Below are 26,606 nucleotides of genomic sequence, written 5' to 3' on the forward strand. Positions count from 1 at the left end.
TTCCTATATGATCTTACAAATCTTTATTTTTTACGGCCTTTTTTAAGTCGGTTTTCTATAAAACTAAAAGCAATAGGTGATGCAATAAACAGGGATGAATAAGTTCCCACAACCACACCTACAATCAGCGCAAATACAAAGCCTTGAATAACTTCACTTCCAAAAAGGAAAATAACCAACAACACAACCAGAGTGGTCAATGACGTATTAATTGTACGGCTAATGGTAGAGTTCATGGCCAAGTTAAATACTTCTTTCAACTCTCTTTTTGGATAAAGACCACGATACTCCCGAATCCGGTCAAACACAACCACGGTATCATTAATCGAATACCCTATCACTGTAAGCACGGCAGCAATAAACGACTGGTCTATTTCCATTGAAAATGGCATCACGGAATAGAGTAAAGAAAAGGCTCCTAACACAATTAACACATCATGCACAAGTGCTCCAATAGCTCCTATTCCATACTCCCAGTTCCGGAAACGGATCAGAATATACAGGAATATCACAATCAATGAGAAAAAGATGGCATAACCCGCTTTGCTTCTGATATCTGTTGCAATGGTAGGACCCACTTTCTGAGAGCTCTGACGAAAATCAGACAGGAACTTATTGAGTGTGACACCGTCGCCCAAGAAAGGCTGAAGGCCTTCATACAACTTATTTACCACCTTATCATCGGTTTCCTTATCATCTTCGTCGATCAAATAGTTGGTAGTAATCCTTATCTGATGATCTGATCCAAATGTTTTGGCTTCAACATTAGCTTCTTCAAAGGCATCGGTTAAAGCAGATTGAATATCACTAGCGGATACGGCTTGCTCAAAACGAACAACATAGGAACGCCCTCCCGTAAAGTCAATACCTTGTTTCAAGCCTCTGAAGGATAGAGAAAGAACACCAAGCAGAATAACAATACCGGAAATCACAAAAAAGAGCTTTCTTTTCTCAATAAATTTGATGTGTGCCTGACTAAAAAGGCGATCGGTCAAATTGGTTGAAAAGCGAATATCAATTTTTGTGTTCATTAATCTTTCAAAAACCAAACGCGTAATGAAGATGGCTGAGAAGAACGAGGTTGCAATACCAATCATTAAAGTAGTGGCAAACCCTTTTATTGGGCCGGTACCAAAACTAAACAGAATCAGACCGGTTAAAAAGGTGGTGATATTGGCATCAATAATTGCAGAAAAAGCATTCTTATAACCATCTGCAATAGCTAGTTTAAGACCCTTGCCGGCTCTCAGCTCCTCCCGTATACGTTCATAAATCAACACATTAGCATCAACAGACATGCCGATGGTAAGCACAATACCCGCGATACCTGGCAGCGTCAATACGGCATTAAATGCCGCCAGCACGCCCATAATAAAGAACATATTGGCAATCAAAGCCAAGTCGGCAACCAGACCTGCTTTTACACCGTAATATAATATCATGTAAATCAACACAGCAATAAAAGCCCATATAAAGGATGTAAGTCCGGCATTTACCGCTTCAGACCCCAGAGATGGCCCCACAACAGTGCTTTCAACCACGCGAGCAGGAGCAGGCATTTTCCCTGATTGCAATACATTCGCCAAGTCTTTAGCCTCCTGTGGCGTAAAATCACCGGTAATAGAACTTCTACCTCCGGTTATTTCATTTTGTACGGTAGGGAATGAATAAACATAACCATCCAATACGATGGCGATCGATTTTTTAATGTTCGCCTTAGTAAGCCGAGCCCATGTTTTTGCCCCCTCACTATTCATCGCCATTTCAATCTCATAGCTTCCTTGCTGATTGGTGACAGCTCTTGCATTGGATACCGCATCGCCTTCCAACGGCGGACGACCATCGTGGCTGGTCACTCGCAAAGCAATTAACTGAAATAATTCTTCTTTACTGTCAAATTGTTGATTGGTCCAATATTGAGCTTCATCAGCCGGAATCGGTTTGATGGTCCATAAAAACTTAACGTCACGAGGCATCCGGGATTGAACTTCCTCCATTGCCAGATAATTGTTTACTTTACCTGTATCTCGTGAAGTGGCCAAACCAACAACCGGACCATTGGGGCGTCCACTGGGAGCAAGATAAGTAAAGAGTGAAACCATTTCCTCATTATCTTCTATCCCAAGAGAATCGCTATCAATCTCATCCAGCAGGGCGAGATCACTCTCTTCCTGTTCTTCTTTAGTGGCCTGGAGAGTAGAATCAGCTTTTGAAGTTGATTTTACTTCTGTTGTAATTCTGTTGACTTCTATCAGGCTTTGAAATATTTCTTCCTGATTATAAGTTTCCCAAAATTCCAGATTGGCAGTTCCCTGCAGCAAGCCCTTGACCCGTTCGGGATCTCCCACACCGGGTAATTCTATAAGAATACGACCTGTTTGGTCCAAGCGTTGGATATTGGGTTGAGTAACGCCAAAGCGATCGATACGCGTACGAAGAATATTAAAGGCATTATCAATAGCTCCCTTCGCTTCTTCACGGATAACATTAAGCACCTCTTCATTTGTTGAATTATAATCCACTTTTTCTCTTAACTCAACCGTATTGAAAATAGCTGCCAGTCGACCATCAGGAGCAACCTCTTCGAATGCTTCTCCAAACAAAGTGGTAAAATCTTTGGTGGAACTCTTTTCTCGCTCACGAGCCAATTTTAACGCTTTATGAAATGTTTCGTCCTGGCTGTAGTTCGAAAGTGCCTTTATAATATCTTCGACCTTTATTTCGAGAATGAGGTTCATCCCACCTTTAAGGTCAAGACCAAAATTGATTTCACGTTCTTTACACTCCTGGTAGGTGTATTTCCTCAATCCGAAAAGAAAGTTATAAACCACCTCGTTTTTCATGGAATCGAGATAGTTAAAACGGTACTGACTGATCAGAGAAGGATCGTTACCACCACGCTGAAGGGCATATTCTTCTGCCTGTTTTTCGACATCGCGAGTATGGAATGTAAAGATCAACTGATACAAACTAACCAAAGCCAAAAGAATGGCAAATAGCCTGATCGCTCCTTTATTCTGCATTTGTTGGTATTTTTATTAATTCAAAATCACATTTTTCTACTAAACGCGCAAATATATTGATTTTTTTTAAAACCTTTTGGCTTTGTGTTGCTAAAAGACCAGCATTAATATTTGCAGGACACTAAATCTTAATAAAAAACAATATGAGAAATAAATTACTAAATTGGTTTAAATCAAAAACGATGAAGCGACATTTGTCTCCGCAACCTTATTGTACCATACCACGCAATACCAAAACCTAACCCCAAAAGCAATACGGCAGGGATGAAAAAACACAGATAATTTACCGTAGAATGAGCACTAAAAGTTTGCATCCAAAAATTCAACAATGACCGCGACAGCATTAAGGAAAGAATAACTCCGGCCAAAACAAACCAAAAATATCCTGAGAAAAGTGTTATCCCGTTATTTACATCTGAGAATCCCATAATTCTCCTTAGAAAAAAATCATCCCGACGGGTAGAGATCAAGAAAGATACCAGTCCGGTCATACCTAGCGAAGCCATAATCACTACCAACACAGCAAAGGCCGTTGCTAATGAGCTGTATCTGTAATCTTCGCTATAAAAAGAGTTGACCTTTTCTAGAAGGGGAACTGCCGTGAAAGGCGCACTCGTTCCTACGCCATCCCAAACTTTTTTAATTTGATTAAAAGCATGACGGGACTCCGTACCGGAATACCGTATCAATATACTCCCGGGCACATCGTGCTTCTTAACCGCAATAAATAACGAAGGACGAAGCGGATCTTTCAAACTGCTTAAATAGAGGTTTTTTACAACTCCTGAAACGTGAAGATCCGTTTTACCACGAAAACCCGGAATCTCAGCTTGCAAAATCTTCTCTTCTCCTTCATCAACGCCCAATAAAGAAGCCCCCTCTTCATTTACCAACACCTTGCTAGAGTCTGCACAGAAAACGTTCCCTTCCTTTATAACAGCCTGAAGCGTTTCAAAAAAAGTACAATCCACAAAATGCACCGAAAGGAGATATTTTCTGCTGCTGTCCCCGGATAAATTAAAGGACATAATAGGGACGGGATCTCCGGGATTGTCATATAATTTACTGACGTGAGTAATCCCTTCAATATTTCGGATCTGAGATATAACCGAGTCAATATCTTCACCTAAATACCGGGCTCCCTCAACAAGAATCAGATTCTCTGAATTGAATCCAAGATCATAATTTCTTACGTAATGCATTTGTCGCCACATTCCAATGGAAATAGTACAAAGCATAACGGCCACAAAAACCTGTAAAAAAACTAATGGACCCCGTAGCCAAAGACCTGGATAGGATGAAAAACGGCCTTTTTCATCTTGCAAATGGCCCGCACTAATCCCGGAAAATACTGACGCAGGGTAGACTCCCGACAACAATCCCACGAAAAAAGTAATCACGATTACCCACCAAATATTAATCTGTTCCCGATAAGCCGAACCTAAAAAATCTACATTGAACAATTTCCCAAAAAAAGGAAGCAACAACTCTACCAACACCAACCCCAAAAAAAGAGCTATAAAGCTAAACAACACCGACTCACTGATAAATTGGACAACCAGACTATGCCGCCGGGCCCCGAAGATACGCCGCACAATAGCTTCCATTGCCCGATCCAATGCCCGGGAGGTCGTCAGATTCATAAAATTGAAGGCCGTTATTGCCAAAATAAAAAAAGCTATCCCTAAAAAAATAAATACATACAATGAGTTAGCCGTTTCGCCTATTTCAAAATCACAATCGGAAAACAAATAAATATCGGTCAGTTGTTGAAAAGAAAAACTCAAAAAAGTTTGAGACAATGGATCAAATAATGCCTCTCTTTGTCTATTCATCTCAGATTCAATATCTCCATTTATATGACGCGTCAAATCTTGAACATTTGTCTCTGGTGCAATTTTACAATAGATATAGGTAATCAACGAAAACCAGCTCTTACTAACTTCTGAATAGTTTTTATCTCCATAATAAGCATTCATCTGCTTTTCTAAAACAATAAAAGGAAGAACAATGCCAAATTTAAAATGGCTATTTTCCGGAACATCCTGAAATACTCCGATGACACGGAAAGTATCTGTTTCACTTATCCATACGGGCTCTCCCAATGGATTTCGTGAACCAAACAACCCGGATGCAACAGATTGAGAAATCATTATTCCTGTAGAATCGGAACACCACTGATCGGTTCCTCCCAAAAGAAAAGGTCTGGAAAATATTGAAAAAAAAGCGCTGTCTCCATATATTATTTCCGACTCAAAAGCTTTTGCATAATTACTTCGAACAGGCTTCTCCGGGGCATAAAGGACCCGAGTCATATCCAAAATTTCCGGAAATTCTTTTAATCTGGATGCTAAAACCATTGGTGTAAGAGCCACATTTACCGCTTCATTCTCCATTTTCCCCGTTGATACTACCCGATAGATGTTTTCCGCGTCTTCATAGTGTCGATCGTATGAAAACTGGTAAAAAACATATTTCAACACGAAAATACTCATGGCAATCCCCACGGAAAGTCCGACTAATGTCAGCAGAGAAAAGCCCCTATGGAGAAACAATGTCCGGAATGATATTACAATATAATTCCAAATACGCATAAAAATCGTCTAATTAAGTAATACTGCTCTTTAGGTGGGTTATCGGCCAAATGAAGAATGAGAAACCACATGTCCGTCAAACAGATGAATGGCCCTTTGTCCATACTTCATAATCTCCTCAGAATGAGTTGCCATAACAATTGTTTGTCCCTCCTCATTCAATTGACGAAACAGCTCCATTAATTCATCACTCTCGGAGGAACTCAATCTTCCGCAAGGTTCATCTGCCAGAATTAAATCAGGTGAGCAACTGCAAGCCCGAGCCAGTGCAATCTTTTGTTGCAACAAGTTGCCCAAACGCGATGGATATTGCCTCTTTAGATGCGTGAGTCGAAAACGATCCATCAACCGATTAACAATCTCTTTTTTCTCTTTTCGTCGATACGACATATACAAGAGAGGCAGGCCAATATTTTCCGAAACCGTCAAATCATCTATCAAATGAATATTTTCAAAAACAAAGGCCATATGCTGTCTCCTTATCCGATCCCTCTCCCGGTCTGAAACAGCTCCGACTTCGGAACCTTTAAAAAAAATTTCTCCACCTGACGGAGCATCAACCAACCCCAACAATCCCAACAAGGTTGTTTTTCCACTTGCAGAAGGACCCCCTATGACAACATACTCTCCTTCTCTTATATCAATATTGATATTTTGCAAGGCATATTTCACGTACTCACCACGTTGATAAAACTTCTGAATATTTCTTGTATGAATCATAACACTAAAAAATGTTCGAATGCGGACAATACATGTTCATTCACGGACACATCAAGCCATTTTACAATACCTCCATTCCAAAAATCCGGGCAAATGTAATATTATTGCTCCGTGCTTACGGTTATTTCTCCCACATCTACCACGTTCATAGTTACTAATCATAAATCTGGCCAAACGCTTCTAAATACTGTTTGTCAAATCATTAACAACACTCACAAGGCAATTCGATGAACAAAACCCTTTTCAAAATGTCCGATTACGAACATTTTTTGCCAAAACCTGAACAATTTTTAATACATTTGAATCGAGCTCAACGAAACGACAGTCTACCTTAACTGACCATCAGAAAGGTTGATAAGAAAACACAACCATAAAAATTTAATGAACGAATAACAATAATTAAATCAGCATAAGCTATGGCTACAAAATTTGGGAAAATCCTTGCAGTCGACGACAATACTGATATTCTGTTTGCGTTAAAACTTTTATTGCGCCCACATGTGGAACTCGTCACTACCGAAACAGAGCCTGAAAAAATACCAGCCTTGCTAAAAGAAACCGACTATGATGTAATCCTGCTTGATATGAACTTTACCCAAGATGCCATCAGCGGAAAAGAAGGGTTTCACTGGCTTCAAAAAATACTCCAAATTGACCCTTTGGCGGTGGTCTTATTTATTACAGCATACGGAGATGTGGAAAAATCGGTCCAGGCCATTAAAGCAGGAGCCACCGATTTCATCATTAAACCTTGGCAAAACGAAAAATTGATCGCCACCATATCTTCAGCCATCAAACTCAACCGATCTCGTCGTGAAGCCTCCGATCTGCGCGAAAAGCAAAGAGAGATCAATACCATCATGGACCAACCCTTTTCCGACTTTATCGGCATTTCACCCGGGATGCAACAAGTTTTCAGCACCATAAAAAAAGTTGCAGCCACAGATGCAAACGTCCTGATCTTAGGCGAAAATGGAACAGGGAAAGAATTGGTTGCCAGAGCTCTTCACCGTAACTCTTTAAGAAAAGACGAGGCTTTCATCAGTGTTGATCTGGGCGCCTTAAGCGAAACTCTTTTTGAAAGTGAACTATTTGGTCATGTTAAGGGTGCATTTACGGATGCCAAAACCGATCGCCCCGGAAGATTTGAATTGGCATCCGGAGGAACCATCTTTCTGGATGAAATTGGCAATCTTTCGCTTCCCATGCAGGCTAAGCTATTAACGGTGTTGGAGCGCAGGGAAGTAACCCGCGTTGGCGCCAATAAACCAAAACCTATTGATATCCGGCTCATCAGCGCCACCAACATGCCATTAAAAAAGATGGCCACAGAAAACCAATTTCGACAAGACCTTATCTATCGCATTAACACCGTTGAAATAGAAATTCCGCCATTGCGTGAACGACCGGAGGACATCCCGCTGTTAGCCGACCATTTCCTGAAAATATTCGGAAAAAAGTACAATAAAAAAATCAACAAACTAAACAGTCAGGTGATCAAAAAATTCCATTCTTACCCATGGCCCGGAAACGTACGCGAATTTCAACATGTTCTGGAGCGAGCTGTCATCATGAGCGAATCCCCCAATCTGGAACCAAACGATTTCCCTCTTTCGACGCATGGAGCCGTTACTGACGCCTTCGAATTTGACACCTACAACCTGGAAGATATCGAACAGAAAGTGATAGGCAAAGTACTTCGCTTACACAATGGGAATATTTCGAAAGCTGCATCAGACTTGGGTCTGACCCGCACTTCTCTTTACCGAAGAATGGAAAAATATGGGCTTTAATAATTTTAGAACCAATTATATCATACGGACCATCCTTTTAACGGCTACCATTTTCGGGTTTGGTTTCCTTTGGTACAATACCAGTCTCACAATGACATTAATACTGGTAGGACTCCTCATCGTTTTTCAGGTGGTGGCCATGATTTTTTACGTAGATCGCACCAATCGGGTGCTAAACAATTTTCTGGAATCGATTCGTTATTCCGACTTCACACGGACTTTTCAGGTAGAAAGTTTAGATTCTTCATTTGATAAGTTGAAAAAATCATTCAACGAAGTTATTAAAGATTTTCAAGCCGTAAGAGCTGAAAAAGAAGAGAATTACTTTTATCTCCAAACCGTCATCCAACACATCGGAATAGCACTCATAGCCTTCCAAAAAGACGGTAAAGTGGAATTGATCAACAATACCACTAAAAAAATTTTTCAGGTGCGTACTCTACATAACATACAAGGGTTACGCGAATTTAGTCCCGAAATTGTTCAAAAACTGCTTACCATCAAGCATGGAGAAAACATTCTCGTGAGGGTACGTCAAAAAGATGATCTGCTACAGCTGGCAATCTACGCCACGGAATTCCGCATCCACAATCGCACCATCATGTTGGTATCCATCAAAAACATACAGCAGGAGCTGGATGAAAAAGAAATGGAGTCTTGGCAGAAACTTATCCGGGTTCTCACCCACGAAATCATGAACTCCATCACGCCCATTTCTTCCCTTTCATCCACGGTACAAGATCTAATTCACAACATTATTAATTCATTCGAAGCACAAAAAATTGAAAATGAAGAAACCGAATTGCTAAAAGAGGTAGAACAAGCATTACAGACCATCCACAAACGCACCGATGGACTATTACACTTTGTAAACACATATCGCAACCTGACCAAAATTCCAACACCTAATTTTACTATTTTCAAAGTATCCCGACTACTCAACAACATTTGTGAACTTCATGGAAAAGAAATTCGGGAAAAAGGAATAACATGCAGCGTTATTGTTGAACCCGAATCACTGGAACTTTCGGCAGACGAGCATCTCATTGAACAAGTCCTGATAAACCTTTTGAAGAATGCCATCCACGCGTTAGATGGACGCGAAAAACCACAGATTGAAATCATGGCTTTCCTCAACCAACGAGGACGTATCACCATACAGGTTATCGACAATGGAAAGGGAATTTTGCCGGAGGTGCTGGATAAGATATTCATCCCGTTTTTCACCACCAAACCACAAGGATCGGGGATCGGGCTGAGCCTGTCGCGACAGATAATGCGATTGCACGGTGGAAGCATTAATGCTTATTCCAAACCGGGAATAGAAACCAGATTCTCTTTAACCTTTTAAATTAATTGACCCAATAAATTATCTGATTTTTAGATATGTAATCTTTTGGTGTATGTGATACTCCGAATACCCGCTCAGGTCTGCGTTAGTATTTCTTCTCCTGCTTAATTTCGTAAAGTCGGTTAAACATCACCGCCAAATGAGCATATAAAGAAGTGTTCTGTACCACCACATCATCAGGCGTCTTAATCCGCACAGGCGTAAAGTTCCATATGGCACGAATACCCCCCTCAACCATCAGGTTGGCAACATGTTGAGCACTTTCGGTAGGCACGGTCAATATCCCAATTTCTACGCCCTCTTCCCGCATCAACTTAAAATCATCGATATGATGAATCGGTACGCCCACAATCTCACGTCCCACAACGGCCGGATCTATATCAAAAGCTTTGACCACATTCAGACCGTATTGTTTCAATCCATGATCATGCAAAAGGGCACGCCCCAAACTTCCGGCACCAAACAAAAAAGCGTTATCTACTTTTCTAAAGCCCAGAAAATCTTCCAAGGCATCGATCAGTGGCTCCACTTCGTAGCCAACCCGGGTTTTCCCGGAAATGCCCGTATACGAAAGATCTTTGGTTACCTGGGTGGGATCTACACCCATATCTCCGGCAATATTGGTTGATGAAATATACCGATCCCCTTTACGGGAGGCTATTTTCAGATAAGCCAAATAACATGGCATACGACGCAATGCAGGTTCCGGTACGGAAAAACTCCTTTTTTTACTACTTCCTTCTTCCATGCAGATTTTTTTAATCTGGTTGTAACCTACAAATTTAAATGAAGTTTTTTACTAACGAAGAAAATCATTATTAAAAACCGGTCTCAAATCCAAACAAAAAAAAAGGACCTTTTGAGGTCCTATCATTTCGTGGGCGATAATGGATTCGAACCATTGACCCCCTGCTTGTAAGGCAGGTGCTCTGAACCAGCTGAGCTAATCGCCCTCTTGAGAAAAATCTAGTTGAAATGTTACGGTGGGCGATAATGGATTCGAACCATTGACCCCCTGCTTGTAAGGCAGGTGCTCTGAACCAGCTGAGCTAATCGCCCCGTTTTTTCTCAAAAGCGATGCAAAGATAGAAGAGTTTTTCTCAATCACCAAACAAAAAAATTATTTTTCGAGAGCTTCTGCTACCACGAAAGTACTTCCTCCTATGAAAATCAAATCTTTATCCCCAGCATTTTTTTTTGCAGCAGCGACTGCCAAACGAACATTCGGATAGGTTTCACCCTTAAGACCCATCTTTTCGGCCGCCTCACCCAGTTTCTTTTCATCCAAAGCTCTAGGAATGGATGCACGTGTAAAATAATAGCATGCTTCCTTAGGAAGTAACTTTAATATACTTTGAGTATCCTTATCATTTACCATTCCCCAAACTATATGCATTTTCTCATGTGCGACGGTCTTTAGCTGTCCCATCACCCGTTCTATTCCATCGACATTGTGACCGGTATCACAAACTGTCATTGGATGACGTGCAACCACTTGCCAACGTCCGGCAAGACCCGTTTGCTCCGACACTTTTTCAATCCCTTCGGCCAAAGAAGATGCATCAACCAGGAATCCTTTTCCCCTCAACAACACCACCGATGTCAAAACCGTTAAAAGATTTTCCTGCTGATAGCTTCCCAGCAGCGGCAATTGAAATGATCCTGAAAAATATTTGGATGTCACACTCACCCGTTGATAAAAATCACCTATTTCTACTTTATTTACATCAAATATTTGTGACGCAAAAAAAACAGGTGCCTCCCGCTCCGATGCCACCTGCCTGAAAACACCGGCCGTCTCCTCCTGATAACGTCCTATTACCACCGGCACCCTATTTTTTATGATGCCCGCTTTTTCTCCGGCAATAGCAGAAAGCGTATGCCCCAAAAACATAGTGTGGTCCATGCCGATATTGGTGATAACCGATAAATCGGGAGTAATAATATTGGTTGAATCGAGACGACCGCCAAGCCCTACTTCCACAACGGCAACATCAACCTCCTCACGGGCAAAATAGTCAAAGGCCATCGCTACCGTCATCTCAAAAAAGGAAGGATGAAGTCGCTCTATAATTTCCTGATTGTTCTCAACAAAATCGGTCACCTCTTGCTTCGATATCATTTGCCCGTTAACACGGATCCGCTCCCGGAAGTCAAGCAAATGCGGTGAAGTATAAAGACCGGTCCGATACCCGGCACTTTGCAAAATGGAAGCAATCATGTGCGAAACACTCCCCTTGCCGTTGGTTCCGGCCACATGAATGGTTTTATATTTTCGGTGAGGGTGTCCGAAATGCCGGTCGAGGGCATAAGTATTTTCCAACCCGCTTTTATAGGCAGCTTTCCCGCTACGCTGATACATCGGCAACTGCTCAAACAGATATTGAATGGTTTCCTGATAAGTCATCCTACTGAAATTAGCACCACAAAAGTCGCATTTTTTGAAGTCATTCCACTCTTTTGCCAACAGAAATTCAAAAAGAATTTACCGAAACGCAACAACGGAATTCACCCCCTAAAAATTGCAATCCAACGAAAGCTCGAATATTCGTCTCTAATCGATTTTCCCAAAAAATAACAACAGCATACATCTCAGAGTTTCTTCCGTTTTTCGTTTTTAATGCTTAATTTGTAGTCGGTAAAAAGATTAATTAATAATCATTTTAAGCGTATGAAGGTTGATAATCGGCACATTGTTCATTTCGATCTGGACTCCTTTTTTGTTTCGGTAGAGCGTTTACTCAACAGCCGGCTTAGGGGTGTTCCGGTCATCGTAGGCGGCATGTCCGATCGAGGCGTTGTGGCAGCATGCAGCTACGAAGCCCGAAGCTTTGGTGTGCATTCGGCCATGCCCATGAAGCTGGCACGTCGGCTCTGCCCACATGCCTTCTATATTCGTGGTGACATGGACGTGTACAGCCGTTACTCACGCATGGTAACTCAAATCATTGAAGAGTCGGCCCCACTATATGAAAAAGCATCTATTGACGAGCATTATCTTGACCTTACCGGCATGGATCGCTTCTTCGGATGCCTCAAGTGGAGCCACGAACTACGAAACAAAATCATGAAAGAAACAGGCCTGCCGATTTCTTTCGGCCTCTCGATCAATAAAACGGTCTCAAAAATAGCCACCGGAGAGGCCAAACCCAACGGCGAAAAACAAGTTGATTACAATGAAGTACGTCCCTTTTTGTGGCCTCTCTCCATTCGAAAAATACCCATGATCGGCCCTTCCACCTATAAGCTGCTGCGATCCATGGGGATTGATCGAATCAAAACACTGGCAGACATGCCTTCCGAAATGTTGTACCATGCTCTCGGCAAAAACGGAATAGAAATCTGGCGTAGGGCTAATGGCATTGACCCAACCCCCATAACACCTTATACCGAACAAAAATCCATCAGCAGTGAACGCACCTTTGAACAGGACACAGGAGACATGAAAATGCTAATGGCTCAGGTCGTAAAAATGACCGAAAAGCTGGCCTACCAGCTTCGTGCCACAGAGAAGCTGACAGGATGCATCTCCGTTAAAATAAAATACAGCGATTTTGAAACGCGCACCCTCCAGAAAACGGTTCCCTACACTTCTTTTGACCACCTTCTCATTCCCGTGGCCAAAGAACTGCTAACCCGGCTTTACACCCGTCGGATTATGGTGCGGCTCGTTGGGGTCAGACTATCCCACCTTGTTAGCGGCGCCCCGCAACTCGACTTGTTCGATGACACCCCACGACAGGTACAGCTTTACCGTGCACTCGACAATGTGCGACATCGGTTTGGGGCCGGCGCAGTAGGAAGAGCAGTGTAAGACAATGGTCATTGGAAAATCATATTACAGCCTTCGTTTCGGCACTCTCTCACCCGAAGAATTGGCAGACACAGCAGCCAAACAAGGTGTTGATGTACTTATCCTTACAGACATTAATAACACCACCGGAATTTTTGAGTTCGTAAAAACATGCCGGCAAAAAAACATCACACCCCTTACAGGTATCGAATTCCGAAACAACAATAAATGGCTCTATACCGGCATTGCCAAAAACGTTAAAGGCTTTGGCGAATTAAACCGATTTTTAAGTCATTACCGTTTACAGGGGCAGCCACTGCCTGAAAATCCGCCCTCTTTCGAACAGGCTTTTATTGTATGGCCATGGGATTCTAAAACCCCTAACGAAATAAAAGACAATGAATACATCGGCATTCGTCATTTTCAACTCAGACAACTGTTAACCTCTCCCTGGCGCAACAGACAGGAACGAATCCTCATCTGGCAACCGGTGGTCTTTACCAATCGCCGGGATCTGGAACTTCACCGACACCTGAGAGCCATCGATCGGAATGTCCTGCTCGACCATCTTTCCCCCGATGATACTGCATCGCCTTACGACTGGATGGTGCCACCACAAAAGCTAATGAAAGCCTTCAACGACTGGCCGGAAATTATAAAAACAACAAACAAACTATTAAAGCAGCTCTCTTTCGACTTCAGCTTTGAAGGCAGCAAAAACAAGCAAACTTACACCGGCAACCGTAGCGATGACGAACTGTTGCTGGCTCAACTTGCCTCAGACGGTCTCAAAGAACGCTATGGCCCCAACAATACCGTTGCCCGCGAACGTGTAGAAAAAGAGCTGTCCATTATCTGCAAGCTGGGCTTCGCAGCCTACTATCTGATGGTATGGGATATTATCCGGTATTCCCTTTCTCGCGGCTTTTATCATGTGGGACGGGGCAGCGGTGCCAACAGCGTTGTCGCCTATTGCCTGAAAATAACCGATGTGGATCCCATCGAATTAAACCTCTATTTTGAACGTTTTCTCAACCCCAAACGCTCCTCTCCCCCCGATTTTGACATCGACTACTCATGGAAAGAGAGAGAAGAGGTGCAGAATTACATATTCAAACGCTACGGAAGGGAGCACACAGCATTACTGGGAGCTGTCTCCACTTTTCAAGCCAGAGCAGCCATCCGTGAGCTGGGAAAAGTTTACGGTTTACCCAAAGAAGAAATCGACCTTCTGGTGACTCAACCCAGAGGATTTGAACCCGACACACTGGGAAAGAAGATTCTGAAAACAGCTCATCGTTTAACAGACTTTCCCAACCTGCGCACCATCCATGCCGGCGGCATTCTCATATCAGAAGCTCCCATCACCAACTATACCGCTCTGGATATGCCTCCAAAGGGCTTTCCCACCACACAGTGGGATATGTACACCGCCGAAGAAATAGGATTTGAAAAATTTGACATACTCTCCCAACGGGGAATAGGACATATCCGAGACTGTATCGATATTGTACATCAAACCCGAGGGGAAAAAATCGACATTCACCGTGTCGAAGATTTCAAAAATGACAAAAAGGTCAAAGAACTTCTCAAAAAAGGCGAAACCACCGGCTGCTTCTACATCGAAAGTCCGGCCATGCGTGGTTTGCTCAAAAAACTACAGTGCGAAGATTATCTGACACTGGTAGCTGCCAGTTCCATCATACGGCCGGGAGTGGCCCGGTCGGGTATGATGCGGGAATACATTCGTCGGTTTCATAATCCCAACGGATTTGAATATGCTCATCCCATATTGAAAGAGCAACTGAGCGAAACCTATGGTGTTATGGTCTATCAGGAAGATGTCATCAAGGTATGTCACCACTTTGCAGGCCTCGATCTGGCCGATGCCGACGTACTGCGCCGTGCCATGAGCGGCAAGTACCGTTCCCGCAAGGCTCTTCAGTCCATTGTCGAGAAATTTTTTGATCATTGTAACCAACGAGGTTACGACAAAGCACTGACAGCAGAAGTATGGCGACAAATTGAATCTTTTGCCGGCTATTCCTTTTCCAAAGCACACTCGGCGTCCTATGCCGTGGAGAGTTTCCAGAGTTTATTCCTGAAGGCTCATTACCCCTTAGAATTTATGGTGGCTGTAATCAACAATTTTGGCGGGTTTTATGACACATGGCTCTATGTAAATGAAGCCCGCCGGCTTGGGGGCATCGTTCACTTGCCCTGTGTCAACAAGGGACAATATGCGACCTCAATATCAGGGAAAAATATCTATCTGGGCTTTGTTCATGTCCATGACCTGGAACAAAAAACGGCATTAACCATTATTAATGAAAGAAACAGAAATGGCCTCTTTCAGCATCTGGAAGATTTTATAACACGCACCAATATCACCCGCGATCAGCTGCTTCTGCTCATCCGGATGGGCGCCTTTCGATTTACCGGGAAGAGTAAACCCCAATTGCTGTGGGAAGCCCACCTGTTTTTGTCTAACGGGAAGAAAAAAAAGAATATTCCACGGTTGTTCCGGACAATATCTCCCCACTACCGTTTGCCCCGACTGGAACAACATAAACTGGAAGAGGCTTATGACGAAATAGAATTGTTAGGCTTTCCGGTAAGTTGTTCTTTTTTTGACATGCTAAAAACCGCTTTTCGTGGCGAACTCCTTGCTCGTGATCTATCACACAATGTGGGTCGGCGGGTTCGAATGACCGGCCGGTTGGTAACCATTAAATATGTCCGAACCATCAACCGTCAGATCATGCATTTCGCCACCTTTTTGGATGCCAACGGCGAATTTTTCGACACGGTCCATTTCCCCGCAATTCTCAAACGATGGCCTTTTGCCGGAAACGGGATTTACCTCATCCAAGGAAAGATCGTGAGTGAATTCGGGTACCCCTCGATCGAAGTGGAAAAGATGGCTTCGTTACCCCTTCTCCCCGACCCGAGAAGTCACTGACCCAAAATAAATACGGAAATTTTTCGCCAATAAAACTTCATCTAAATTGGGGTTTACGCATATTGCTATGATCCAATCCTACAACTTATTAAAAGTTATTTTAATTTGTTCTAAACAAAAAATAGATCCCCTAAACGGCCAATCTTTCCCAATTATATACATTTGTGGCCATTAAGGGGAAATAATACATGGCTGGTAAAAATCAGATAGAGCACGAAGGAATCGTAGAACAAACCGAAGGCGATCAGGTTAAAGTCAAAATTTTAACCCAATCGGCATGTGCTTCCTGCCATGCAAAAGGTGTTTGTACGGCTGCCGACCTTCAGGAAAAAATCATTGATGTCTCCAGCGATCACGCTTATGCTTCCGGTCAACGGGTCATTCTCGTTGGGGAAAGACGACTAGGGCTTCAGGCTGCCTGGTGGGCTTATATTCTCCCGCTCCTACTGATGCTTGGCACACTGATCATTACCTTCTCTCTCACCAACGATGAAAACATATCCGGTCTTTTGACTCTGGCCATATTAATACCCTATTATTTGCTGATAAAAATTTTCAATAAGAGATTTTTAAAAACATTTTCGTTTACCATAAAACCATCGATGGATTAGCGTTATGAGTATTATTTTGATAACCATATTGACCCTCGTAGGACTAGGAGTGCTGGCAGCGGTCATTCTTTATCTGGCTTCCCAAAAATTTAAAGTTTTTGAAGATCCACGTATTGATCAGGTGGAAGAAGTGCTTCCTGCCGCCAATTGTGGAGGGTGTGGTTTTCCGGGTTGCAGGGCCTTTGCCGAAGCTTTGGTGAAAGCCGACGACATTTCCGATTTAAACTGTCCGGTTGGAGGTGCGGAAGTAATGAGCAAAGTGGCACAAATACTTGGAAAAGAAGTAGCACAATCAGAACCACAAATTGCAGTGGTCCGTTGCAACGGAACCTGTGAACACCGTCCACGCCTCAACCAGTACGAAGGGGCTTCTTCCTGTACGGTAGCTGCTGCATTATATGGCGGTGAAACAGGTTGTTCCTTCGGATGCTATGGGTTGGGTGATTGTGTCGACGCCTGTAACTTCGATGCCATGTATATGGATGAAGAGACCGGACTCCCGGTCGTGATCGAAGACAACTGCGTGGCCTGTGGGGCCTGCGTGGATGCCTGTCCCAAAAACATTATTGAACTTCGCAAAAAAGGTCCCAAAAACAGACGCATTTTTGTCAGCTGTGTCAACCAAGAAAAAGGAGCTGTGGCCAGAAAATCTTGCGAGGTAGCTTGTATCGGTTGTGGAAAATGTGCCAAAGTATGTCCTTTCGATGCCATCACCATTGAAAACAATTTGGCTTATATCGATGACGAGAAGTGCCGGCTTTGCAGAAAGTGCGTAGCTGAATGTCCGACCAATGCCATTCACGAATTAAATTTCCCGGCACGAAAAAACAAAACAGCTGTTAAAGAATCAGCAACGGAAGAGAAATAATAATAGACAACATTGATCATCAATTAATCAGATAACCGTGCTTAAAACATTCAAAATAGGAGGCGTTCATCCCCGCGAACAGAAATTGTCTGCCGAAAAATCAATAGAAGTACTCCCCCTCCCCAAAAGAGTATCGGTACCCGTCACTCAACATATTGGAGCACCGGCAAAACTGCTGGTAAAAAAGGGAGATCTTGTAAAAGCCGGACAGATCATTGCCGAATCCGGGGGCTTTGTTTCGGCCAATATTCATTCTCCTGTTTCGGGAAAAGTGTTTAAAACAGACCAGACCATAGATGCTTCAGGCTATCGAAAACCCGCCATTATCATCGACGTAGAAGGTGATGATTGGGTCGAAAGCATCGATCGGTCAGACAACCTCGTAAAAGAGATATCTCTTTCAGGAGAAGAAATCGTTAAAAAAATTGGTGAGATGGGAATCGTCGGGATGGGGGGGGCCACTTTCCCGTCGCATGTAAAACTCTCTCCCCCACCCGGGAAAAAATGCGAAATATTGCTGATCAACGGCGTGGAGTGCGAACCTTATCTCACAAGCGATCATCGCCTCATGCTCGAGAAAAGCGAAGAGCTGATCGTCGGCATTCGCATTTTGATGAAAGCATTGAAGGTCAACAGAGCTGTTATTGGCATCGAAAATAACAAACCCGATGCCATCCGGAAGCTAACCGACCTCACTGCTCAGGAAGAAGGGATTGAAGTAAAACCCCTCAAAGTCAAATACCCTCAGGGTGGGGAAAAACAACTCATCGACGCCGTTACGGGACGTCAGGTTCCATCCGGAAAGTTGCCCATTGAGGTTGGGGCAGTGGTTCAAAATGTCGGAACCACCTACGCGGTGTATGAAGCCGTACAAAAAAATAAACCCCTCATCGAACGAGTGGTTACCGTAACAGGCCCGGGCATTGCACGTCCGTCTAACTTTCTGGCACGAATAGGCACCCCTGTATCACAACTCATCGAAGCCGCAGGCGGCGTCCCGGAAAATACCGGAAAAGTAATTGGTGGCGGCCCAATGATGGGTAAAGCATTAACCACTCTCGAAGTCCCTATCACCAAGGGTAGTTCAGGACTTTTAGTATTGCCCGACGAAGCAGCGCACCGCCAACCAATCAAAAACTGCATCCGCTGTTCCAAATGTGTTTCAGCCTGTCCGATGGGATTAGAACCCTACCTGTTGATGATTGAAGCAGAAAAAGAATTATGGGATAAAGCTGAAGAGGATCGGATTATGGATTGTATCGAGTGCGGTTCTTGTAGTTTTACCTGTCCGGCCCATCGTCCTCTCCTCGACTACATTCGTCTGGGAAAAGGAAAAGTTGGTCAGATCATTCGCAGCAGAAAATAAAGCAAAACATATATTAAAACAATCATGGCAATAAAGTTTTACACCTTTCTCCCATTTTCAGAAAGGGTGTATGTTTAAAATTAAGCCATGGGAGTTCTGTTAGACCACTGATTTAGATAAATTGTATACGAATGAACCAAAAATTAGTCATTTCTCCATCACCACATGTTCACAGCGGAGATTCGATTCCCGCCAATATGTATGGAGTGATTATCGCGCTTCTTCCGGCACTGGCAGCGTCCGTATGGTTATTTGGTGCGGGCGCACTCATCGTTACCATCACATCGGTAGCAGCGTGTCTTCTCTTCGAATGGATCATCCAAAAATATTTGTTTAAAACCACGCCGTCCATCACCGACGGATCGGCCATCGTTACGGGTTTATTGCTGGCCTTCAACCTCCCGACCAACATCCCGTTGGGGTTGATCATTATTGGCGCAGCAGTAGCCATCGGAATCGCTAAAATGTCGTTTGGCGGTTTGGGCAACAATCCGTTCAATCCGGCCCTGGTAGGAAGAGTCTTTTTGCTGATCTCCTATCCGGTTCAGATGACCACCTGGCCAACACCTTTTGCCTCCCGTCTTCAATATATTGATGCACAAACCGGAGCAACCCCTCTTTCCATTATCAAGGAAGGCCTTAGTGGAGGACAAACCATCCCCGATCTTATGGAGAAAGTACCATCCTACCTCGACCTCTTTTTAGGGAAGATGGGCGGTAGTGCCGGTGAAATGGCCGCGTTAGCCCTTCTCATTGGCGGAATTTATCTGTTGTGGAAAAAAATTATCACTTGGCACATACCGGTCAGTGTTATTGGTTCGGTCATTATCTTTACAGGCATTCTGCATCTTGCCGACCCCTCTTCTTATGCCGATCCGTTGTTCCATATTCTGACAGGAGGAATCATGCTGGGAGCTTTCTTCATGGCGACCGATTATGCCACCTCTCCCATGTCTAACCGTGGAATGTTGCTGTATGGTGCTGGAATAGGAATCATTACCGTTTTAATCCGCTGTTTCGGTTCCTATCCCGAAGGGGTATCCTTTGCGATTCTAATCATGAACGGATTCACACCGCTTATCAACAGATATATTAAGCCAAAGCGATTTGGTGAAACCATTAAAACTGCCAAGGTGCAAACCTCAAAATAATATTTCAATGGGTAAAACAGAATCATCATTATCTAATATGGCACTCACCCTCATCACCATTACTTTGTTGACGGGTGCCGCATTGGGATATGTTTACAAGCTTACAGAAGAACCGGTTGCCAAAGCTAAAGAACAAAAACAGCAGGAAGCCATTCGATTGGTAGTGCCGGAATTCGACAATAATCCTACTCAAGAGATGTATTTGATTCCCGGACCGGACGGGGATTCTCTGAAAGTCTTCCCGGCAAAAAAAGAGGGTAGCAACGTAGGGGTCGCAATCGAAACCATCAGTCATAACGGCTTTGGAGGAGACGTGAAAATTATGGTGGGGATTCTTCCCAACGGAACCATTCACAACTACCAGGTACTGGAGCATAAGGAAACACCCGGCCTGGGAACAAAAATGACCTCCTGGTTCAAACCCGCCGAAGATGACAATGTCTCCAAAGCATCGGGCAATGCCTTCTTCGACTGGATGTTTGGCATCTCTAATAATTCCGGAGGAGGCAACACCAGCATCGTTGGAGTAGATCCGGCCAAAACAAAACTGGTAGTATCGGCCGACGGAGGTGACATTGACGCCATTACGGCCGCTACCATCAGCTCACGAGCCTTCTTGGAAGCGGTACGAAAAGCTTGGAATGCCTACACCGAAAATGTAGATACACACAGTTCTGCCACCACCAAAGAATATAATACTCAGGAAGGAGGAATGCAATGAACCAATGGACTAATTTCACAAAAGGTTTCTTTAAAGAAAACCCCGTTTTTGTTATGCTTCTGGGGATGTGCCCGACCCTAGGGGTCACCTCTTCGGCCATCAATGGGTTAGGTATGGGACTGGCTACCACGTTTGTGTTGGTGATGTCCAATATCGTGGTCGCACTGGTTAAAGACTTTATTCCCGAAAAGGTACGTATCCCTTCTTTTATTGTGATCATTGCCTCTTTTGTGACCATCGTTGAGATGGTGATGCAAGCCTGGCTGCCGGCTCTTTTTGAAGCACTGGGACTGTTCATCCCGCTCATCGTGGTGAACTGTATTGTGCTGGGACGTGCCGAAGCCTTTGCTTCCAAAAATTCCGTGGGTTCGTCTATCATCGATGGACTGGGCATGGGATTAGGTTTTTCCATGGCACTAACAATCCTGGGAACTACCAGAGAGTTGCTGGGTAGCGGTAAAGCATTTGGGCTGTCACTTTTTTCCGAAAGCTATGGCATGCTTATTTTCGTGCTTGCCCCGGGGGCTTTTATTGCCTTAGGCTATCTGATTGCTCTGATCAATAGAATTCGAAGAGCAAATTGAGTTGACCATCATTGACACATAAAATATAAGATACAATGACCTATTTTATTATCATCATATCGGCAATATTTGTCAACAACATTGTGTTGAGCCAGTTTTTGGGGATCTGCCCTTTTCTTGGCGTATCCAAAAAGATTTCAACCGGGCTGGGGATGACCGGAGCAGTGACCTTTGTTATGGTAATTGCCACCATTGTGACTTACTTTATTCAGAAATTGATCCTCGAGCAATTTGGCATCACCTTTCTGCAAACCATCTCATTCATACTGGTTATTGCAGCATTGGTGCAACTCGTTGAGATTGTATTAAAGAAAGTAAGTCCTCCACTCTACCAGGCTCTGGGAGTCTTTCTGCCGTTGATCACCACCAATTGTGCCATTCTGGGTGTGGCCATCATGACCGTCAACCGGGATTTTAATTTGATTGAAGCGGTTGTTTTCTCTGCCTCATCTGCCATTGGCTTTGGGCTGGCCCTCGTTACTTTTGCCGGCATCAGAGAACAGCTCGAATTGGTAGAAATTCCGAAAGGGATGCAGGGAGCGCCCATTGCTCTGCTCGTTGCCGGAATTCTGGCCATGGCGTTCATGGGCTTTGCAGGAATGGTTTAATTTTTCGTTACCTCAGCACAAAAATCCGATCAATCTTATTAAAAAAATCACTTAAAAAGGCCGATGCTCCAAAACAGCACCGGCCTTTTTATTCATCCCTATTAATTATAAAAAACGGTTACTCTGAAACCTTTTAACTTCCATCCTTTGCCTTCAAACCTCTGTGCCCAAAAAACTTATCCAATCGCTAAATAATCTATTTATTTCTATTGTATTTCTATATATTTCAACCAATCCCAATCTGACTTCTCGCTTCTGACTATCCAATTAAAACTTTTTCCATCATTCTCCGTACTTCAATACATTGTTTTCCGTTATGGAATATATAAATTTGTGGTAATTCTGATATTTCAGCAACGATTTGAAGGGAAGATCATATGACAACCAAACAGCAATCAAGCACCTGCAATATTTTTTCCGGAATCATTATTTTTAGTGTTGGCGCACTGGCATGGAGCCTCTTCACTTATTCTTCCAGCCCCGAAGAGATTGAACCCACGCCCTCTCACACAGAGCTATTTCAAAAGGAATACAATATTTTTTCGCTCCCGGTACCCGAACATCCCACCTTTGCGGGAGAACCAGTTCCCATTGAGCGATCCTACATCCGTGAAAGCCTGGACCGAGAATTATTGGTCAACACCTATTGGCAGTCCCAAACATTACTGTTCATAAAAAGAGCTGCCAAATATTTTCCGCTCATTGAGCCCATCCTGAAACGTGAAGGCGTTCCCGATGATTTTAAATATCTGGCGCTGGCCGAGAGCGGACTGATCATTCGAGCCACCTCCCCTGCCGGAGCAGTAGGCCCCTGGCAATTTGTACGTAGCGCTGCCACCGACTTCGGATTAGAAGTTAACAACGAGGTGGACGAACGCTATCATCTGGAAAAAGCTACCGAAGCAGCCTGCAAATACCTGAAAAAGAGCTATGATAAATTTGGTTCCTGGACCCTTGCCGCTGCGGCCTACAATGCCGGAAGATCACATGTCCTGAAACAATTGAGCCGACAAAAAACAGACAATTATTATGACCTTTTGCTCAATGAAGAAACCGGCCGTTATGTCTTTAGAATTATTGCCATCAAAGAGATTCTTGAAAATCCTGAAAAATATGGCTTCCATGTGAGAGAGGAAGATCTTTACCATCTGCCGGAAACATATACCGTAGATGTTGATTCCTCTGTGGGCAATTTTGCCGATTTTGCCAAATCCTATGGCATATCCTACAAAGAATTAAAGGATCTGAACCCCTGGTTGCGGGATATCAAATTAACCAACTCCCGCAAAAAGACTTATCGAATAAAGATTCCCAAAGATTCTTCCTTTTCTTTCAATCAACAAACCCAATCTCCCTCAGCACCCCTTTCCCCACAATAAAAAATTTATTCTCGGCCCTTGAAGCCATTAATGATATGACCTGAGAGGCTTTTCCTTCATAGTTGGAAGAAAGGTTTCTTTTCAGGCATGATTACTTTTACTATTTTTGAAGGTTTCAAAAATCAAATCAGTGAAGACATTAAATAACGAAGCCACACCCGTGGAGAACGACCTTGAACAGATAGAAGTATTAGGAGCACGGGTTCATAACCTACAAAATATTGACATTGCCATTCCCCGCAACCAACTGGTGGTGATCACCGGGCTCAGCGGAAGCGGCAAATCATCCCTGGCCTTCGACACCATTTATGCCGAAGGACAACGCCGCTACATTGAAACCTTCTCTGCCTATGCCCGCCAATTTCTCGGAGGGTTGGAAAGACCCGATGTGGACAAGATAACAGGCCTTAGCCCGGTCATATCCATCGAGCAGAAAACCACCGGTAAAAATCCCAGATCTACCGTGGGGACGACCACCGAGGTTTACGACTTCTTCCGACTTCTCTATGCACGAGCCGGGGAAGCCTTCTCCTACAAAACAGGAGAAAAAATGGTGAAATATACCGATCGCGAAATTCTGAATCTTATCCTTTCCCAATTTGAGCAAAAAAACGTCTATATCCTGTCACCTCTGGTTAAAGGACGTAAAGGACATTACAAAGAGCTCTTCGAACAAATCCGCAAAAAAGGATTTCTCAATGTAAGAGTGGACGGCGAAATGAAAGAGATCCGCCATGGCATGAAAGTCGACCGTTACAAAAACCATTTCATTGAAGTGGTCATCGACAAGCTAAAAGTGACTCCCAAAGATCAAAAACGTCTGGAAGACTCAGTGGCCCTGGCAATGAAACAAGGGAAAAACATCATGATGGTTCTGGAAAAAGATACCGATACACCTCGCTATTTCAGCCGTCAGCTCATGTGCCCAACCACCGGGATCTCATACAATGAACCGGCCCCCCACAATTTCTCGTTCAACTCCCCCCAAGGGGCTTGTCCCAAATGTAAAGGATTGGGGTTTGTCGAAGAAACCGACATCGAAAAAATCATTCCCGACAAAACCAAGTCGATCTATTCCGGCGGTATTATTCCACTGGGACGATACAAAAACAATCTTATTTTCTGGCAACTGGAGGCAATTGCCGACAAACATGGATTCAAACTGAAAACCCCTATTAAAAACATTCCTGATGAAGGGTTGGATGAAATACTTCATGGAACCACCGAGCCATTGCGCCTCAAAGATACCCCGCTGGGGACCTCTTCCAATTACAGTCTCAGCTTTGACGGCATCATCAGCTATATCCGGAACCAACAAAACAACGACACTTCTCAAAAAGCCAGAAAATGGGCCAATCAATTTGTCCGCAAAACCACGTGTCCTCAATGTAACGGGCAGCGCTTGAATAAGGAAGCCCTCCACTTTCTCATCGACGGAAAAAATATTGCCCAAGTGAGCAATATGGATCTCAAAGATCTCTATAAATGGTGCGACGGACTGGAGGACCGTTTATCAAGCAAACAAAGAACCATTGCCCGGGAAATTCTGAAAGAGATTAGAGCAAGACTGGGTTTCATGCTGGACGTCGGTCTCGACTATCTCACCCTCAACAGAAGTGCCATGACCCTCTCGGGAGGCGAAAGCCAGCGCATCCGCCTGGCCACACAAATCGGATCTCAACTGGTCAACGTCCTCTACATCCTTGATGAACCAAGCATTGGACTCCATCAACGCGACAATCACCGACTCATAACCTCTCTGAAACAACTGCGTGACACCGGCAACTCGGTATTGGTGGTCGAGCACGACCGCGATATGATGATGGCAGCAGATCACATTGTCGACATGGGGCCCTATGCCGGACGGCATGGCGGTGAAGTGGTAGCGCAGGGAACACCCAATGAGATCCTTAAAGCAGAATCGTTGACGGCCAACTACCTTCGTGGAAACAAAGACATTCCACTCCCTTCTGATCGAAGAAAAGGGGACGGGCATAAATTAACCATAAAAGGGGCACACGGAAACAATCTGAAAAATATTGATGTCTCCTTTCCGCTGGGCACCTTTATCTGTGTTACCGGAGTCTCAGGAAGCGGCAAATCCACCTTAATCAACGAGACACTTTACCCCATCCTCAATCAACACATTTATAACTCGGTTAAAGATCCACTGCCTTACAAATCGGTTAAAGGACTCGAATATATCGACAAAGTGGTCAACGTTGACCAGTCGCCCCTGGGCCGAACGCCTCGATCCAATCCGGCCACCTACACCAAATTATTTGACGACATCCGGAAACTCTTTGCCGAATTGCCCGAAGCAAAAATCAGAGCCTATAAACCGGGACGCTTCTCCTTCAATGTCAAAGGAGGACGCTGCGAAACGTGCAAAGGAGCAGGGGTTCAGGTCATTGAAATGAATTTTTTACCCGATGTCATGGTCGAGTGTCCCGAATGCCGTGGAAAACGCTATAACAGAGAAACGCTCGAAGTTCGCTATAAAGGAAAATCCATCAGTGATGTTTTGAACATGACCATCAATCAGGCGGTCGACTTTTTTGAGCATATCCCCTCACTGGTTCATCGTCTGAAAATTCTGCAGGAGGTGGGGCTTGGCTATATCCGGCTGGGACAGCCCTCCACCACACTATCGGGCGGTGAGTCGCAACGGGTCAAGCTGGCTTCTGAACTCTCGAAAAAGGATACCGGCAAAACCGTCTATTTGCTGGATGAACCTACCACCGGCCTTCATTTTGAAGACATCAGAGTGCTGCTTGACGTCCTCAGCCGACTCATATCAAAAGGCAATACAGTGATTATGATCGAGCATAACTTAGATGTTATCAAAGCCGCCGACTACATCATCGACATCGGACCCGAAGGAGGCGCTCAAGGGGGGAATGTGGTGTGCTGCGGAACCCCCGAAGAAGTGGCTGCTTGTCCGCAAAGTTATACCGGGCAATTCCTCAAAATGGAAGGTTTGTAATTTCCATGGTTTTGTTTATCTTAATGGGGTTTTGCCTCGATTGGCACAAAATATGTTTATCATCAGGTCAGTTAAGAATCACCATTAAAGTAAGCA

At 43.9% G+C, this 26,606-nt stretch carries 18 protein-coding genes and 2 tRNA genes; 13 read left to right on the forward strand and 7 right to left on the reverse strand.

Annotation, left to right across the window (positions count from 1 at the left end; all coding sequences use genetic code 11):
• Positions 1-23: 23 nt before the first annotated feature.
• From secDF to ACT29H_RS00710, 3 genes are all read right to left on the reverse strand, one after another.
• Positions 24-3,023: a protein translocase subunit SecDF gene (secDF, locus tag ACT29H_RS00700; RefSeq protein ID WP_444819668.1), complete on the reverse strand. Its 3,000-nt coding sequence runs from the start codon at positions 3,021-3,023 to the stop codon at positions 24-26.
• Between the two features lie 173 nt (positions 3,024-3,196).
• Positions 3,197-5,617 carry an FtsX-like permease family protein gene (locus ACT29H_RS00705; protein ID WP_444819669.1) on the reverse strand — a complete coding sequence of 807 codons (2,421 nt, stop codon included), beginning with the start codon at positions 5,615-5,617 and terminating at the stop codon, positions 3,197-3,199.
• A 39-nt stretch (positions 5,618-5,656) separates the two neighbouring features.
• Complete coding sequence (locus ACT29H_RS00710; protein WP_444819670.1) at positions 5,657-6,337, reverse strand: ABC transporter ATP-binding protein; 681 nt, start codon at positions 6,335-6,337, stop codon at positions 5,657-5,659.
• Positions 6,338-6,753: 416 nt separating this feature from the next.
• On the opposite strand from ACT29H_RS00710, the gene ACT29H_RS00715 reads away from it, so the two are divergent.
• Positions 6,754-8,130: a sigma-54-dependent transcriptional regulator gene (locus ACT29H_RS00715; RefSeq protein ID WP_444819671.1), complete on the forward strand. Its 1,377-nt coding sequence runs from the start codon at positions 6,754-6,756 to the stop codon at positions 8,128-8,130.
• A 91-nt stretch (positions 8,131-8,221) separates the two neighbouring features.
• Positions 8,222-9,481 (forward strand): sensor histidine kinase, encoded by a 1,260-nt coding sequence (locus ACT29H_RS00720; protein WP_444819672.1) that lies wholly within the window; start codon positions 8,222-8,224, stop codon positions 9,479-9,481.
• Between the two features lie 85 nt (positions 9,482-9,566).
• On the opposite strand, the gene ACT29H_RS00725 is transcribed toward ACT29H_RS00720, so the two are convergent.
• The 4 genes from ACT29H_RS00725 to ACT29H_RS00740 all read right to left on the reverse strand — a co-directional run bounded on the left by ACT29H_RS00725 (position 9,567) and on the right by ACT29H_RS00740 (position 11,888).
• Positions 9,567-10,229: a redox-sensing transcriptional repressor Rex gene (locus ACT29H_RS00725; RefSeq protein ID WP_444819673.1), complete on the reverse strand. Its 663-nt coding sequence runs from the start codon at positions 10,227-10,229 to the stop codon at positions 9,567-9,569.
• Positions 10,230-10,359: 130 nt separating this feature from the next.
• Positions 10,360-10,434 (reverse strand) — tRNA-Val (locus tag ACT29H_RS00730).
• Between the two features lie 31 nt (positions 10,435-10,465).
• Positions 10,466-10,540, reverse strand: a tRNA-Val gene (locus ACT29H_RS00735).
• A 61-nt stretch (positions 10,541-10,601) separates the two neighbouring features.
• Complete coding sequence (locus tag ACT29H_RS00740) at positions 10,602-11,888, reverse strand: bifunctional folylpolyglutamate synthase/dihydrofolate synthase (RefSeq protein ID WP_444819674.1); 1,287 nt, start codon at positions 11,886-11,888, stop codon at positions 10,602-10,604.
• A gap of 264 nt (positions 11,889-12,152) precedes the next feature.
• Here ACT29H_RS00740 and dinB point away from each other — a divergent pair, with 264 nt between their 5' ends.
• The 11 genes from dinB (at position 12,153) to uvrA (ending at position 26,510) form a co-directional block, all read left to right on the forward strand.
• Complete coding sequence (dinB, locus tag ACT29H_RS00745) at positions 12,153-13,295, forward strand: DNA polymerase IV (RefSeq protein WP_444819675.1); 1,143 nt, start codon at positions 12,153-12,155, stop codon at positions 13,293-13,295.
• 4 nt (positions 13,296-13,299) lie between these two features.
• The gene (locus ACT29H_RS00750) at positions 13,300-16,236 is read left to right on the forward strand and encodes a DNA polymerase III subunit alpha (RefSeq protein WP_444819676.1); all 2,937 of its coding nucleotides are present in this window, start codon (positions 13,300-13,302) and stop codon (positions 16,234-16,236) included.
• A gap of 188 nt (positions 16,237-16,424) precedes the next feature.
• The gene (locus ACT29H_RS00755) at positions 16,425-16,847 is read left to right on the forward strand and encodes a SoxR reducing system RseC family protein (RefSeq protein ID WP_444819677.1); all 423 of its coding nucleotides are present in this window, start codon (positions 16,425-16,427) and stop codon (positions 16,845-16,847) included.
• Between the two features lie 4 nt (positions 16,848-16,851).
• Positions 16,852-17,715 carry a Fe-S cluster domain-containing protein gene (locus tag ACT29H_RS00760; RefSeq protein ID WP_444819678.1) on the forward strand — a complete coding sequence of 288 codons (864 nt, stop codon included), beginning with the start codon at positions 16,852-16,854 and terminating at the stop codon, positions 17,713-17,715.
• A gap of 37 nt (positions 17,716-17,752) precedes the next feature.
• Positions 17,753-19,081 carry an electron transport complex subunit RsxC gene (gene rsxC / locus ACT29H_RS00765; protein WP_444819679.1) on the forward strand — a complete coding sequence of 443 codons (1,329 nt, stop codon included), beginning with the start codon at positions 17,753-17,755 and terminating at the stop codon, positions 19,079-19,081.
• Between the two features lie 131 nt (positions 19,082-19,212).
• Entirely contained in the window at positions 19,213-20,232 is a 1,020-nt protein-coding gene (locus ACT29H_RS00770; protein ID WP_444819680.1) for an RnfABCDGE type electron transport complex subunit D, read from the forward strand.
• Between the two features lie 7 nt (positions 20,233-20,239).
• Entirely contained in the window at positions 20,240-20,953 is a 714-nt protein-coding gene (locus tag ACT29H_RS00775) for an RnfABCDGE type electron transport complex subunit G (protein WP_444819681.1), read from the forward strand.
• Positions 20,950-21,537: an RnfABCDGE type electron transport complex subunit E gene (locus ACT29H_RS00780; RefSeq protein ID WP_444819682.1), complete on the forward strand. Its 588-nt coding sequence runs from the start codon at positions 20,950-20,952 to the stop codon at positions 21,535-21,537. The genes ACT29H_RS00775 and ACT29H_RS00780 overlap by 4 nt, the downstream gene beginning before the upstream one ends.
• 35 nt (positions 21,538-21,572) lie before the next feature.
• Positions 21,573-22,145: an electron transport complex protein RnfA gene (locus ACT29H_RS00785; protein ID WP_444819683.1), complete on the forward strand. Its 573-nt coding sequence runs from the start codon at positions 21,573-21,575 to the stop codon at positions 22,143-22,145.
• Between the two features lie 377 nt (positions 22,146-22,522).
• Complete coding sequence (locus tag ACT29H_RS00790) at positions 22,523-23,524, forward strand: lytic transglycosylase domain-containing protein (protein ID WP_444819684.1); 1,002 nt, start codon at positions 22,523-22,525, stop codon at positions 23,522-23,524.
• A 130-nt stretch (positions 23,525-23,654) separates the two neighbouring features.
• The gene (gene uvrA / locus ACT29H_RS00795; RefSeq protein ID WP_444819685.1) at positions 23,655-26,510 is read left to right on the forward strand and encodes an excinuclease ABC subunit UvrA; all 2,856 of its coding nucleotides are present in this window, start codon (positions 23,655-23,657) and stop codon (positions 26,508-26,510) included.
• The last annotated feature ends 96 nt before the right edge of the window (positions 26,511-26,606 follow it).

Origin of the sequence: Thermophagus sp. OGC60D27 (genome assembly GCF_052400625.1) — a bacterium.
Taxonomy (GTDB): domain Bacteria; phylum Bacteroidota; class Bacteroidia; order Bacteroidales; family Marinilabiliaceae; genus Thermophagus.